At 73.0% G+C, this 13,878-nt stretch carries 14 protein-coding genes; 11 read left to right on the top strand and 3 right to left on the bottom strand.

From position 1 onward, the window contains the following. The first annotated feature begins 175 nt into the window (after window positions 1-175). Together FXF65_RS25180 and FXF65_RS25175 are read left to right on the top strand one after the other, a co-directional pair. Window positions 176-1,069 (top strand): DMT family transporter, encoded by an 894-nt coding sequence (locus FXF65_RS25180; protein WP_148352467.1) that lies wholly within the window; start codon window positions 176-178, stop codon window positions 1,067-1,069. Next, on the top strand, window positions 1,066-1,935 hold the full coding sequence (locus tag FXF65_RS25175) for a DMT family transporter (RefSeq protein ID WP_148352466.1): 870 nt from the start codon (window positions 1,066-1,068) through the stop codon (window positions 1,933-1,935). The genes FXF65_RS25180 and FXF65_RS25175 overlap by 4 nt, the downstream gene beginning before the upstream one ends. Here the strand turns inward: FXF65_RS25175 and FXF65_RS25170 are convergent. Beyond that, window positions 1,913-2,980, bottom strand: a complete 1,068-nt coding sequence (locus FXF65_RS25170; protein WP_148352465.1) for an MGDG synthase family glycosyltransferase — start codon at window positions 2,978-2,980, stop codon at window positions 1,913-1,915. The two genes, FXF65_RS25175 and FXF65_RS25170, sit on opposite strands and share 23 nt — an antisense overlap. A gap of 31 nt (window positions 2,981-3,011) precedes the next feature. On the opposite strand from FXF65_RS25170, the gene FXF65_RS25165 reads away from it, so the two are divergent. Next, entirely contained in the window at window positions 3,012-3,722 is a 711-nt protein-coding gene (locus FXF65_RS25165) for a polysaccharide deacetylase family protein (protein WP_148352464.1), read from the top strand. A 41-nt stretch (window positions 3,723-3,763) separates the two neighbouring features. On the opposite strand, the gene FXF65_RS25160 is transcribed toward FXF65_RS25165, so the two are convergent. Continuing rightward, window positions 3,764-4,438: an HhH-GDP family DNA glycosylase gene (locus tag FXF65_RS25160; protein WP_148352463.1), complete on the bottom strand. Its 675-nt coding sequence runs from the start codon at window positions 4,436-4,438 to the stop codon at window positions 3,764-3,766. 262 nt (window positions 4,439-4,700) lie between these two features. On the opposite strand from FXF65_RS25160, the gene FXF65_RS25155 reads away from it, so the two are divergent. The 6 genes from FXF65_RS25155 (at window position 4,701) to FXF65_RS25130 (ending at window position 9,273) form a co-directional block, all read left to right on the top strand. After that, entirely contained in the window at window positions 4,701-5,681 is a 981-nt protein-coding gene (locus FXF65_RS25155) for an urea transporter (RefSeq protein WP_148352462.1), read from the top strand. Further along, a complete protein-coding gene (locus FXF65_RS25150) occupies window positions 5,678-6,493 on the top strand; it encodes a CbiX/SirB N-terminal domain-containing protein (protein ID WP_148352461.1) in 816 nt (271 codons plus the stop codon). The genes FXF65_RS25155 and FXF65_RS25150 overlap by 4 nt, the downstream gene beginning before the upstream one ends. After that, the gene (gene ureB, locus FXF65_RS45425; protein ID WP_148352460.1) at window positions 6,465-6,857 is read left to right on the top strand and encodes an urease subunit beta; all 393 of its coding nucleotides are present in this window, start codon (window positions 6,465-6,467) and stop codon (window positions 6,855-6,857) included. The genes FXF65_RS25150 and ureB overlap by 29 nt, the downstream gene beginning before the upstream one ends. Next, on the top strand, window positions 6,835-7,596 hold the full coding sequence (locus FXF65_RS25140; RefSeq protein WP_148352459.1) for an urease accessory protein UreF: 762 nt from the start codon (window positions 6,835-6,837) through the stop codon (window positions 7,594-7,596). Before ureB ends, FXF65_RS25140 begins: the two co-directional genes overlap by 23 nt. 70 nt (window positions 7,597-7,666) lie before the next feature. Continuing rightward, entirely contained in the window at window positions 7,667-8,302 is a 636-nt protein-coding gene (gene ureG, locus FXF65_RS25135; RefSeq protein WP_148352458.1) for an urease accessory protein UreG, read from the top strand. Further along, window positions 8,284-9,273, top strand: a complete 990-nt coding sequence (locus FXF65_RS25130; protein WP_246199073.1) for an urease accessory protein UreD — start codon at window positions 8,284-8,286, stop codon at window positions 9,271-9,273. The genes ureG and FXF65_RS25130 overlap by 19 nt, the downstream gene beginning before the upstream one ends. 90 nt (window positions 9,274-9,363) lie before the next feature. Here the strand turns inward: FXF65_RS25130 and FXF65_RS25125 are convergent, their stop codons facing one another. After that, window positions 9,364-11,556 carry an FUSC family protein gene (locus tag FXF65_RS25125; protein WP_148352457.1) on the bottom strand — a complete coding sequence of 731 codons (2,193 nt, stop codon included), beginning with the start codon at window positions 11,554-11,556 and terminating at the stop codon, window positions 9,364-9,366. A gap of 165 nt (window positions 11,557-11,721) precedes the next feature. On the opposite strand from FXF65_RS25125, the gene FXF65_RS25120 reads away from it, so the two are divergent. Next, on the top strand, window positions 11,722-12,030 hold the full coding sequence (locus tag FXF65_RS25120) for an urease subunit gamma (RefSeq protein ID WP_148352456.1): 309 nt from the start codon (window positions 11,722-11,724) through the stop codon (window positions 12,028-12,030). Window positions 12,031-12,122: 92 nt separating this feature from the next. After that, window positions 12,123-13,844 carry an urease subunit alpha gene (gene ureC / locus FXF65_RS25115; protein ID WP_148352455.1) on the top strand — a complete coding sequence of 574 codons (1,722 nt, stop codon included), beginning with the start codon at window positions 12,123-12,125 and terminating at the stop codon, window positions 13,842-13,844. The last annotated feature ends 34 nt before the right edge of the window (window positions 13,845-13,878 follow it).

The raw sequence follows: 13,878 nt of genomic DNA, 5'->3' as shown, positions 1-13,878 counted from the left end.
TCAATGCTGTTCGTCCGGCTTTCCCGCTGGTAGCGACGTTCTCCACCGCCTCACCGTGACATCTGTCAGAAACCGGACATCCGCCGCCGCGGGGCCGGGGCGGGGCGGGTTCCGTCCGGTGGGCTGGGGTAGGTGCGGGTTCTGACGAATCGGTCGGGGGAGATCGTGGATTCGGATGAGCATTCTCGGGATGGCCATCGCCGTGGCGGCGGCGTTCTTCATCGGGCTCGGGTTCGTGGCGCAGCAGCACGCGGCGTACCGGGAACCGCTGTCGGAGATCCTGCACCCGCGGCTGCTGCTGGAACTGCTGCGGAGCAGGCTGTGGCTGACCGGCATCGCCTCGATGATCATCGGCCAGCTCATCTTCGCGTTCGCGCTGAACATCGCGGACGTCGCCGAGGTCACGCCGGTGCTCACGGTCAACCTGATCTTCGCGCTGCTGGCCGCGCACGTGATCTACCGCGAGCGGCTCGGCCCCCGCGAATGGTGGGGGGCGCTGCTGCTGACCGGCGGCGTCGCGCTGTTCCTCGGGGTGGGGCTGCCGCACGGCGGCTCCCTGCCCGGGGTGCACTCGCCGCGCTGGCTGGCCGGGGCGGTCGTGCTCGCCCTCGTCACCCTGTGCGCGTTCGGCAGCCTGCACCGCGACCTGCGGGTCCGCGCGATGCTGCTGGCATGCGGGGCCGGGCTGCTCTACGGGCTCATGGACACGCTGACCCGCAGCGTCCTGCTGGTGAGCGACGACGGCTTCGTCCACGCCCTGGTGACCTGGCAGCCGTACGTCCTGGTCGCGATGGGCGCGCTCGGGCTGCTGTTCGCGCAGAGCGCGTTCGACGCGGCGCCGCTGCGGATCTCGCTGCCCGCCACCACGGCGGCCGAGCCGCTCACCGGCATCGCGCTCAGCATCGTGATCTTCGGGGAGCGGGTGCAGCTGTCCGTCGGCGACCTCGCCCTGGAGTCCCTCGGGCTCGCGGCGATGGTCGCGGGCATCGTCATCCTCGGCCGGTCGCCCCACCTGGGCAAGCCGGGCGAGCACCCGTCGGCGTCGGCTGACGAGGTGGAGTGCCGATGATCCCCGTCATCTTCGGGATCCTCGCCGGGGCCTCGAACGCCCTCGCCTCCGTCCTCCAGCGGCGGGCCGCCAAGACCGCGCCGGAGTCGGACGCGTTCAAGCCCGCGCTCATCCTGGACATGCTGCGCAACCGGATGTGGCTCGGCGGCATCGGCGCGCTCATCGCCGCGTTCCTGTTCCAGGCGGTGGCGCTGTCGACGGGGGGCATGTCGCTCGTCCAGCCGCTGCTGGCCGTCGAGCTGCCGTTCACGATGGTCCTGATCGGGCTGCTGCCGCCGCGCGGGCTGAAACAGGTGCCGTGGACGGCCGTCGCCCTGCTCACCGTCGGACTCGCCGCGCTGCTGTTCGCCCTCGCGCCCGACGAGAGCTACCACGTGCCGCACGCCGTCGCGTGGATCATCGCGACGGCCGCGTCGGTCGGCTGCGTCGCGGGGCTCGTCGCGCTGGCGTGGGTCATCCGGGGGCCGGTCCGCGCGGTCCTGCTCGGCGTCGGCACCTCGGTGTCGTTCGCGCTGACGGCCGCGTTCATGAACGAGGCCACGCACGACTTCGAGCGCGGCGTCGAGGCCGTCCTGACCTCGTGGCAGCTCTACGCCATGGCGGTGGCCGGGCTCGCCAGCGTCTACCTGTTGCAGAACGCGCTGCACAGCGGGACGCTCGTCGCGGTTCAGCCCGCGCTGACCGTATCCGATCCCGTCGCCAGCATCATCCTCGGGGTCGGCCTGTTCGGCGAGAACGTCCGCGACGGGCCGTGGACGATCGTCCAGGTGGGCGGCATGGCGCTGATCCTCCTCGGCAGCGTCGGCATCGCCCGGTCGCCGCTCCTGCACGAGGAGCACGGCGTCACCCCAGCGCGGACCGGATGACCCGCTCGGCCGGGACGGCGTCGAACAACGCGGCAACCCGGCGCGCCCGGGTGTCACGCAGCGCCCTGCCGCCCAGCCGGTCGAGGGCGTCGACCAGCTCTGCGGGCGACCGGGCGAAGAAGCTCAGGCCGTCCCGCGCCATGGCCTCGGCGCCCTCCCGTCCGTGCCCGGGGATGGGCCGGTAAGAGATCACCGGCAGCCCGCACGCGAACGCCTCCCGGCAGGTCAGCCCCGCCGCGTTGTCGATCATCGCGTAGGCGCCCGCCATCAGCTCGGCCATGTCGTCGCGCCAGCCGAGCGCGGGCGCGTCGCGGATCCGCTCGCGCAGCCGCGCGTTCCGCCCGCACAGCACCACGGGCAGGTACCGGCCGGACGCGGCGAGGCCCCGCGCCGTGTCCACCACCGCCCCGACGCCCCACGCGCCCGCCGAGACCAGCACGATCCGCTCGTCCTGGCCCGCTCCGGCCAGCCGCCTCAGCCGGTCGCCGCCGCCGCGCGGGCGGCGGAACTCCGGCCGCACGACGGGCGCGTGCCCGGTCGCGGGACGGCCGGTCCGCCGCGTCACCGCGCGCGCCGCCCGCTCGTCCGGGCACAGGTAGCGGTCGTTGCCCGCGTGCAGCCACATCCGGTGCACGGCAAAGTCCGTCACCAGGACCAGTGAGGGGACGGTGAGCCGCCCGGTGTTCCGCAGGTGGCCGGCGGCCTGCGCGGCGAGGTGGAACGTCGACACGACCGCGTCCGGCGGCAGCTCCCGGATCCGCCGCTCCAGCCGGGCCGCGATCACCGCCGTCAGCGGGGACGAGCGCGCCGGACGCCCGGACGCGAAGAACGCCCGGTAAATGCCCGCGTACGTCCACGGCGCGGACCTGACCATGGCCTCGTACGCGCGCCGCAGCCCGTCCCCGAGGCGCAGCGGGACGAGTTCCAGCACGTCGATCACCGACGTCTCGACGTCCGCCGACGCCAGCCGGCGCGCCAGTTCCCCCGCGACGGCGTCGTGCCCGGCCCCCATGCCCGCCGTCAGAATTAGGAGTCGCTTGCCCATGACTTGAGCTCCCCCCGGTGACACTTCCCGCATGTCGCGCCGTGTCCTCGCCGCCGTGGCCGCCGTCCTCGCGGGCCACGCCCTGCCCGCGGCGACCTGGCTGCGCCCGGTCCGGCGCCTGACCCCCCGCGTCGCCGGGCGCGGCGGGCCCCGGCACGTCGCGCTCACCTTCGACGACGGCCCGGACGCCCGCTCGACGCCCCTGTTCCTGGACGAACTCGCGCGCCTCGGCTGCCACGCCACGTTCTTCGTCCTCGGCGCGATGCTCCGGCGCGACCCCGCGCTGGGCCGCCGCATCGTCGCGGACGGCCACGAGATCGCCGTCCACGGCTGGGACCACGGCAACGCGCTCACCTCGCGTCCCGGCCGCGTCCTCGGCGGGGTGCGGCGGACGGTCCGGCTGATCGAGGACGTGTGCGGCGTGTCCCCGTCCTGGTACCGGCCCCCGTACGGGGCGCTGAGCGCCGAGGCCCTCCTCGCCGCGCGCCGCGACGGCCTGCGCCCCGTCCTCTGGACGGCCTGGGGCAGGGACTGGACGGCCGCCGCCACCCCGGGATCGGTGCTGGCGGCCCTCGCGCCGGAACTCGTCGGCGGCGCGACGCTCCTCCTGCACGACAGCGACGTCACCTCGGCGCCCGGTGCCTGGACGTCGTCCCTGGCGGCGCTGCCCGGCGTCGTCGCCCGATGCCGCGCCGCCGAACTGGCCGTCGGCCCCCTGCGCGATCACGGGGTGCCTCCCTGACCACTGCTGTCACAGGGCTCTTCTCCCCGCTCATGCGCCCCCTATGTGGGGGAGTGTCCGTCCTCGCGGACGCGCGCGGCGAGGTCGTCGTCGAGTCTCACCCGGACCAGCGCGTCGGCGAGCGCCGCCAGCCGGTCGGCGGGGACGAGGTCCGCCAGCGCGTGCGGGTCGGTGGGCAGGCCGAGGCGCGCGGCGCCCGTGAGGACGCGGTCGTCCAGGGCGGGGCGCAGGAACGGCCACACCGCCTGCGCGTCGCGGCAGAACGCGGCGGCGCCCGCCGGGCCGATCCCGGGGAACTCCTGAAGCAGTTCGGCGACCCGGCCGGGACGCTCGTCGGCCTCGTCGGCCAGTCTTCGCAGGTCGCCGCCGTATCGGGACTGCGCCAGCTCCGCCGTCGCGCCCAGGCGGGTCGCGGTGCCGTTCGCGAGGTGGTGGTAGCGGCCGTCCAGCAGGGCGTCCTTGCGCTGCCGCCAGGTGAGCGTCGCCATTCCCTCGGCGGTCCCGCCGCCCGCCTCGAACAGCGCGCGGCTGCCGGTCACGGCGATCCCGGACTGGATCCGCGCCGACACCAGGTCGCTGAACACCAGGAGCCGCCACAGCGGGCCCGGCTCGTCCGCCATCCGGATCCCGGCCTGCTCGGCATAGGTCGTCCCCGCCTCGGACAGGAGCGAGTCGATCCGCTCGCGATGCGTGGTCTTCTTCGTCGCGTGGCTCATAACAGTCCGCTTGCTCCCCAGCCGGGTGATGTATCCGGGAAGGAGCAAATTACGGGACGAACAATGACGAAAGCGTTGGCTCTGCTCGACGCCCGGCGGCCGAACGGTCGAAATAGGGCAAACCCCGGATTTCCGTGCTTGACCAAACGTTGGCGATCAAGAGTTTTTGCGCGCCGACTTCCGGGAACCGTGCTGGAAGCCGTCACCGCAGGGGCCGCCGCCGAGCGCCATGTGGGCCGTCGCTCCTGATGGGAGAGCATCCATGGACACGCCGCCGACGTCACCGGACGCCCCCGGCGAGCCGTCGCGCCCGTCCGCGGAGCGGGTGAGGGAAGGGGTTTTGGCGATCCCGCGCGGGGTGGCGCAGGTCGATTTCCAGCCCAGTTATTGGACCGGGCTCATCTTCCTCATCGCCCTTTTCGTCGGCGGCTGGGAATTCGGCGCCTTCGGGCTGCTCGGCTGCGCCACGGCCACTCTCACCGCTTGGACCTTCGGAGTCCCCTGGGATCGGATCTCGGCGGGTCTCGAAGGGTTCTCGGGGACGCTCGTCGGCGTCGGCCTGGTCCTCTACCTCGGGACGAACTGGGTGACGGTCCTCGTGGTCATCGGCGCGTCGATCGGGGCCAGCATGGTCAACTCCGCGCTGGTCGTCCTGCTCAAGCAGTACAACCTCCCGGCTCTGACGGCGCCGTTCTGCGTGGTCACGCTGATGATGCTGATCGCGGCGCCGTCCTTTCACCGGGTGTGGATCCACCATCCGCTCAATCCGCCGCCGTCGGCCACCCATCCGGGCACCGAGGTCTCGTTCAGCGACGTCTGGCACGGCTTCTTCAACGGGTTCGGGCAGGTGTTCTTCCAGGACAAGTGGTACGTGGGGCTGATCTTCCTGGTCGGGCTGGCGGTGTCGAGCCGGACGGTCGCGGCGGCGGCGTCGGCGGGGAGCATCATCGGGCTGCTGATGGGCTGGTGGCTCGGCGCGCAGGCGGCGGACCTGGACGCGGGCCTGTACGGCTACAACTCGGTGCTGACCGGGATCGCGCTGGCCGGGACGTTCGTCGTGCTCGGCCCCGCCGGGATCGGCTTCGCCGCGATCGGGGCGGCGACCGCCGCGGTGGCCACCCCGGCGATCACCAACACGTTCAACATCGTCGGCGGACATGCGCTGACCTGGCCGTTCGTCCTGACGACCTGGATCTTCCTGGCCGCCGTCCCGACCCTTTCCATGCTCCGGCGGACCTCGTGACGGGGGACCGCGCCGTCCTGGCGGTCGGCGGGCACGAGAGCCTCGCGGCCGGGACGGCCGGGATCCACGACCCCGGCCGGGGGCTGCGCACCGCTTTGGGCGAGCACGCGCGGGCCGTCGTGGTGCCGATGACGCTGGGACGCGATCCCGGCGTCGCGCAGGCCGCCGCGCAGACGCTGGCGTGGGCGGCGCGCGAGCGGCGGCCAGGGGACCTGCTGCTCGCCCCGCCGCTCGGCACGGCCGCGCACCTGGTCGGGTGGATCCGCGCGGCGGTCGTGCGGACGATCCCCGGCGCGGGCTTCCACGGGGCGGTGCTGCTGGTGGCGCCGGCGGCGGACCCGGAGGCCGACGCGGAGCTGTTCAAGGTCGCGCGGCTGGTCAGGCAGTATCTGCCCGTCCGCTGGGTAGAGGTCGCGTTGGCGGACGGCGAGCCGGACGTGGCCGAGGGCGTGGAACGCTGCCGCCGGCTGGGGGCCGGGGAGGTCGTGCTCGTGCCCGCCTCACTCGTCCCGCTCCGACCCGACTCTTCGACCGGTGCGGACCGCGTCGCGGGGCCGCTGCTCGGCGGGGCGGCGCTCGCGGCACTGGTCCGCGAACGCGCGGCCGAGGCGGAGCGCCGCTGGCGCCGGAACCACGACGACGGCCTCGCCGCGGCCGCGAACCAAGGTCATGGCCACGGGCACGGGCACGAGCACGAGCACGAGCACGGCGGCGCTCACGAGGCGCGTCATCACGACGATTTTTCTGAAGTCATCGGCATGAAACCAGGGGAGGGGGCCGCACATGGGCGGCTACATGTTCGCGGAGGGTGACCTCGAGCTCAACGTCGGCCAGCGCAGAGAGACGCTGACCGTGCACAACACGGGTGACCGGGCCGTGCAGATCGGTTCGCATTTCCATTTCTTCGAGGTCAACCGTGCGATGAGCTTCGACCGCGATAAGAGCTTCGGAATGCGGCTGGACATTCCGGCGGGCACGGCCGTCCGGTTCGAGGCGGGCGACACCAAGGAGGTGAAGCTCGTCGAGTACGGCGGCGGGATGCGGATCGTCGGGTTCGGCGGCCTGCTGGACGGGAGCATCCGCTCCTCGTCCGCGCGCAAGAAGGCGCTGCACCGGCTGCACGTGCGGGGATACAAGGACACCGGGGCACACGGTGGATCGTCCGGCGGGCACTGACCGTCCGGCGGGTGCTGACCGTCCGGCGGGTGCTGACCGTCTGGCGGGCGCTGACGGGCTGGGGCCGCTGCTGGCGCAGTTGCAGCTCACCGACTCGGCCTTCCCGAGCGGCCTGTACACGCTGTCGCACGGGCTGGAAGGCCACTTCCAGCTCCGCGCCGTCCAGGCGGACAACGTGGCCGACCTGGTCCGCGACCTGGTGCGGGCGGCGGGTACCGCCGACGCGGCCGCGCTGGCGCTCGCGCACCGCGCCGTGACCGGCGACGACTGGGACGCGCTGGTCGAGACCGACCGCAGGCTGCACGCGATCAAGCTCAACCGGGAGCAGCGGACGGCCTCCGTCCGCACCGGACGGCAGGTCCTGGACACGGCGGGCCCCGCGTTCGACTCGGCCCCGGCGGCCCGGCTGTCCCGGCTCGTCGCGACCGGCGCGGCGCCGGGCAACCACGCGGTCGTCGTCGGCGCCGTGCACGCCGGGCTCGGGGTGCCGGTCCGGGACGCCGTGGCCGGTGACCTGTACGCGTTCGCGGCGAGCTGCGCCACGGCGGCGGTGCGGCTCGGCCGGATCGACTTCCGGCGGGCGCAGGCGCTGCTGCGGGAGGTCCGGCCGGAGCTGGTCGCGGCGGCGGACACGGCGCTGGCCGTCCGGGACCCGCGCGACCTGCACGCCTCGGCCCCGGCCGCGGACGCCGTCGCGGCCCTGCACGAACGGGCGGAGGCGCGCCTGTTCGTCACGTGACCCGCGTGACCCGCGTGACCCGCGTGACCCGCACGATCCCGCGTGACCGATCGACGTCCGGAGGGACGACATGGAACTGGAAGAGGTTTACAAGATCGGTGTCGGCGGGCCGGTGGGGTCCGGCAAGACCGCCCTCATCGAGGCGCTGGTCCCGATCCTGATCGAGCGGGGGCACGTCCCCGGCGTCATCACCAACGACATCTACACGCAGGAGGACGCCGAGCACGTCCGCCGCACCCTGGCCGGCACGCTGGACGCCGACCGGGTCGTCGGCGTGGAGACGGGCTCCTGCCCGCACACCGCCGTCCGGGACGACCCGACGATGAACCTCGCCGCGGCCGCCGAGCTGCTCGACCGCTTCCCCGACATCGACGTCCTGCTGTTCGAGAGCGGCGGCGACAACCTGACGCTCACGTTCAGCCCGGTCCTGGCCGACACGTACGTGTTCGTCCTGGACACCGCCGAGGGGGAGAAGATGCCGCGCAAGCGCGGCCCGGGCACCACCGACTCCGACCTCCTCGTCATCAACAAGATCGACATCGCCCAGTACGTGCGCACCGACCTGTCGGTGATGGAGCGCGACGCCCGCGCGGTGCGGGGCGCGGGGCCCGTCATCCTCACCGACTGCCTCACCGGGACCGGCCTCCCCGAGGTCGCCGACCTCGTCCTGGAGCGCATGGAGGCGATGTGCTCACCGGCGGGGTGACCACCGCGGGGGCGTCGACGGACCCGTCGGGGCCGGGGCGGCCCGACCGGATGAGCGCGGCCTACTGCGCTCCGGAGCGGGTCCCGCCCGTCGTGGCGCGGCACGCCGCCGTCCCCGACACCCTGCCCGTCGGATCGCCCGGCAAGGTCGGCGTGCTGGAGCTCGGCTTCGACCTGATCGGCGGGCGGACCGAGCTGACCCGCCGGTTCCAGAAGGCGCCGCTGCACATCGCCCGCCCCTTGTTCCAGGACGCCGCGCTGCCCGACATGGCGTACGTGATGTTCCTGACGTCCGGCGGCGGAGTGCTGCAGGGCGACCGCTACCGCATCGGCCTGGAGTGCGGGCGGGGGACGTCCGCGCACTTCACGACCCAGACCGCCACGCGCGTCTACCGGATGGAACACGACTACGCCACCCAGGTCGTCGAGCTGGACGCCGGGCCCGACAGCTACGTCGAGTACCTGCCCGCGACCACGATCCCGTTCCGGGACTCGCGGTTCTACCAGCACATGAGCGTCACCGTCGGAGACCGCGCGACCGTCGTCCTGGGCGAGAAGCTGATGGCGGGACGGCTCGCCCGCGGCGAACGCCACGCCTACGCCGCCTACTGCACCGACCTGGAGGTCCGGGACGGGCAGGGCCGCCTCCTGTTCGCCGACCCGCTCCGGCTGGTGCCCGACGAGCGGACGGTGACCGGGCCCGCCGTGCTGGACGGCTTCGGCGTCATGGCCACCCTGTACGTCATCACCGGCGCGGCGTCGGCGGGCCAGGTCGCCGACGCCATGCACGCCGCGATCGCCGCCACGGGCCTGCGCGGTGGCGCCAGCATCCTGCCGGGCGACCGCGGGGCATGGGCCCGGATCCTCGGCGACCGGTCGCCGGAGGTCGACGCGGCCTTCTACCGGACCTGGGACGCGGTGCGCCGCCTGCTGCTCCACGTGCCCGCGCCCGACCACCACGGGGGCCGCTGACCACGGCCGAGTCGGTCACCTGCGAGGCGGTCACCTGCGAGTCGGTCACGGGCGAGGCGGTCACGGGCGAGCTGGTCACGGGCGAGCCGGTCACGGGCGCGGCATCGCCGAGACCGCGCCGACCAGGTCGTCGACGTCGCCGACGAGGCCGTCGAGGGTCCGCCGGGTGGCGGCGAGGCCGCGCACCGTCCGGTCCGGGAGGTCGTGCTCCGCACGGCGCCGGTGGGCCTCCCGCGCCAGCCGGTCGTCCAGGTCGTCCAGCAGCCCGCTCACATCGAGACCGCCGGACGGCGGGGCGCCGGGCGCGGCGGCGTTCTCGATGGCGTCGGCCGTCCGGTCCAGGACGCGGGCGACGGGGTTCCGCGGACCGGACGTCACGCCGGTGGTGCCCGCCACCGTGATGAGACGGTCGCGGATGCGCCCGCAGGCTTCGATGAGCGTCGTCAGCCGTTCGGTCTGCCCGGGGTCGTGGTCGGGCTCGTTCTCCATCCGGGTCCGCAGCTCCGCGAGGCCGTCGATGGCCTTTCGGGTCGCGGCGAGCGGGCCGTCCGGGCCGTACGGCAGCCGGGACGCCTCGCCCTCGGCCACCGCCGCCGTGGCACGGGTCAGGTCCGCGCACGCGGACAGGAGTTCGTCCACCCGGTCGGGGACCTCCCGCGCCGCCTGCCGCGGCCACAGCACCCGCGTCCCCACCAGGGCGATCGCGCCGCCCGCCGCGATGAGCAGGATGCGCCGCAGCGCGATGGACCAGTCCGCCAGGAACGAGAGGTCCATCAGCATCAGGCTCAACGGGGTGACGAAGACGTTCCAGTACGTGTAGCCGAGCGGCCGCAGCGTGAACGCCGCCACCGCGAACAGCGTCATCGCGAGCGCGGCGTGCGGGCGGCTGTGCGTCGACGCCAGCACCACCGCCGCGATCAGGCAGCCCACGGCGCTGCCCGCGACCCGCTGGCCGACGCGGGACATCGTCTCCCCGTACGTGGCGTGCAACGTGACGAGGACGGTCATCGCCATCCACTGCCCGTGCCGGATCCGGAACGCGGTGGAGATCGTCATCGCGAGGCCGACCATGAGGGCGACGCGCATGGCCTGCTGGAACAGCACCGACCGGTGCCGGACCTCGGCGACGGCGCCCGCCGCCCGCGCCACCGGGCGCACCCGGACGGCGGGCCCCGGCAGCGACCGGTCGGCGAACGCGCCCCTGGCCGACTCCAGCGTGCTGTGGAGGCGGTCGACGGACCGGGTGATCTCCTCGGTGATCGCCGCGTTCAGCAGCTCGTCCCGGTCGTCCCCGGCGGCCCGCCAGACGTCCTCCGCCTGGTCGGCGAGGTCTGGCGACATCGGCGCGGCCCCGCCTCCGGACGGCGGCCGTGCCTCCTCCAGATCGGCGGCGAGCCGCCGGGCCTCGGCCGCCAGCGCGCCGATCGCCGCCGCCGTCTCCGACCGCCAGGCTTCCGGCACGGATTCCGGTAACGCTCCACCGGCGGTCAGGGCCCGTATCTGCGCCTCAAGGCCGACGGTCCGGTGGATCATCCGCCGGAACCCGCCGAGGAGCCGTTGCGGACGGGCGTTCGGCGCCTCCGGCTGCCCGCTCAGGTAGAGGCCGTAGGTGGTGGCGGCCTTCCGCATGGCCGCCGCCGCCTTCTTGCGCCGGTCCTCCCAGTCGGCGGCGCCGGTGGCGGGCTCGCGCAGTCCGTCGGCCGCCGCGTCCAGCATCGCGGCGACCGCGTCGGCCACCGCCCCGAGCGCGCCGCCGAGCGGACGCAGCCGCCGGAAGGGCCAGGGGCTCAGCAGGATCACGGCGACCCACAGCCCGCCGAGGGCCATCAGCGCCATGTTCTCCAGCGGATGCGTGGGCGGCGGGCGGACCGCGGTGAACAGGACGGCGAACTCCGGGACCGGCTTCACCTGGCCCAGCAGCACCGCGCCCGCCACGGTCGCGGTGATCACCACGACGACCGCCCAGGGGAAGGGGGCGAGCAGCCCGCCGAGCCCCCCGCCCACGGCGACGACCACGATGAACTCGGCCATGGACCGGGCCCGCGCCGCATAGGGGCCGGTGGGCGCGGCCACGGCGATCAGGTAGGCCCCGATGGCCGCGAGCGTGCCCCGGTCGGGCCGTCCGCTCAGCAGGCCGAGCAGCAGGGGCAGCCCGACGCCGAGCCCGGCCGCGACGCCGTGGAATGGCGTGGCCTGCCGCACGCCCCGGCGCACGGCCCGGTCGAGCCGCTCCCGCCCCTTCCGCCAGGCCGATCGGGCAGAGAACGACGCAATCTTGATCATTGATGAGTCATGGAGCGCTCTTGGCTTTCCCGCGCGGGGGAACGGAGATCAGGCTAACAGTCGCCTTCCGGCCGACTCGCAGCCCAGAACTCACGGGGCCCGTGCCAATTCGTGGCGGTGTGCCGCTTTTGGTCGTCCCGCCAATGGTCGTCGAAAGGATCGCCGATGAATCTCACACCACGGGAGATGGACCGACTGGTCATATTCACCGTAGCGCAGATGGCCATCAGACGCCGGGACCGCGGCCTGAAGCTGAACTACAGCGAGTCGGTGGCGCTGATCACGCACGAGATCGTGGAGGCCGCCCGCGACGGCAAGTCCGTCGCCGACTGCATGGAGCTGGGCAAACAGGTCCTGGGGCCCGACAAGGTGCTGCCCGGCGTCCGGGAGATGCTGCCGCTGCTCCAGGTCGAGGCCGTCTTCAACGACGGCACCAAGCTGGTCTCCTGCCACGACCCCATCGGAGCCAGCTAGCGGCGACCTCCCCGCCGCGTCCGACGCCGGATCGCGAGGCCCGCCGGAGCAATGAACGAGCGAGATGAACTTCGCCAGGAAGGTGAAATTGAATGACATCCATCAGTCGCCAGAAATACGCCTCTATGTACGGCCCGACGGTGGGGGATCGCTTCCATCTCGGGGACACGAATCTGATCGTCGAGGTGGAAAAGGACCACAGCGAGGGGCACTACGGCGACGAGACCCAGTACGGCGGCGGAAAGACCGCCCGTGACGGCATGGCGGCCGACCCCGCGTCGTCCAGCAGGGTCGCCCTGGACGTGGTGATCACCAACGCCGTCGTCATGGACCCGATCATCGGCATCGTCAAGGGCGACATCGGCATCAAGGACGGCCGGATCGTCGGGATCGGCAAGTCCGGCAACCCGCACACCCAGAACGGCGTGGACCGGCGGCTCATCATCAGCGCGGACACCGAGGTGATCTCCGGGGAGAACCTCGTGGCCACGCCCGGCGCGATCGACACCCACGTGCACTTCCTCGCGCCGGAGCAGGCGCAGCACGCGCTGAGCAACGGGATCACCACCCTGGTCGGCGGCGGCACCGGCCCCGCGGACGGCAGCCGGGGCGTGACGTCCACGCCCGGCCCGTGGAACCTCGCCCGCATCCTCCAGGCGTACGAGGACATCCCCATCAACGTCGCGGTGTACGGGAAGGGCAACAGCAGCCTTCCCGCGGCGCTGGAGGAGCAGATCCGCGCCGGCGCGTCCGGGCTGAAGGTCCACGAGGACTGGGGGACGACCCCCGCCGTCATCGACGCCGCGCTCTCGGTCGCCGACGTCTACGACATCCAGATCGCCATCCACACCGACACCCTCAACGAGGCGGGCTTCGTCGAGGACACGATCAACACGATCAACGGCCGCGCCATCCACACCTACCACTCCGAGGGCGCGGGCGGCGGACACGCCCCCGACATCCTGCGGATCACCGGGGAGCCCAACGTCCTCCCCGCCTCCACCAATCCGACCCTGCCCTACACGACCAACTCGGTCGACGAGCTGCTCGACATGACGATGGTCTGCCACCACCTCAGCTACGACGTGCCCGAGGACGTGGCGTTCGCCGACAGCCGGGTCCGCGCCGAGACGATCTCGGGCGAGACCGTGCTGCACGACCTCGGCATCATCAGCATCATCGGGTCGGACTCCCAGGCGATGGGCCGGGTCGGCGAGTCGGTCACCCGCGCCTTCCAGATCGCGCACCACAACAAGGACAAGCGGGGCGCCCTTCCGGAGGACTCGTCCCGCAACGACAACTTCCGCGTCCTGCGCTACCTGGCGAAGGTCACCATCAACCCGGCGCGGGCCAGCGGCATGGCGGACGAGATCGGCTCGCTGGAGGACGGCAAGCTCGCCGACGTGGTGCTGTGGCAGCCGCACTCCTTCGGCGCCAAGCCCTTCATGGTGGTCAAGGGCGGCATGATCAGCTGGTTCCAGATGGGCGACCCGAACGCGTCCCTGCCGACCCCGCAGCCCGTCTACTACCGGCCCACGTTCGGCGCGCACGCCGGCGCGCTGTCGAACACGTGCGTGACCTTCATGTCCCAGGCCGGGATCGAGGCCGGGGTGCCCGAGCGGCTCGGCCTGCAGCGGCTCATCCGTCCGATCCGCCAGTGCCGGACGGTCGACAAGCGGCACATGGTCCGCAACTCGACGCTGGCCGACATCGCGGTCGACCCGGAGACCTACAAGGTCTCGGTGAACGGCGAGCCCGCCCACATCGAACCGGCCACCGAACTACCCCTCAACCGCCTGTTCTTCCTCACCTGAACGCTCATCGCGACGCGCTGGACGCCCCGCCGGA

The sequence above is a fragment of the Actinomadura syzygii genome (assembly GCF_008085905.1).
Taxonomy (GTDB): domain Bacteria; phylum Actinomycetota; class Actinomycetes; order Streptosporangiales; family Streptosporangiaceae; genus Spirillospora; species Spirillospora syzygii.
The sequence above is the reverse complement of the archived record's forward strand: the minus strand, read 5'-3'. Positions and strand labels throughout refer to the sequence as shown.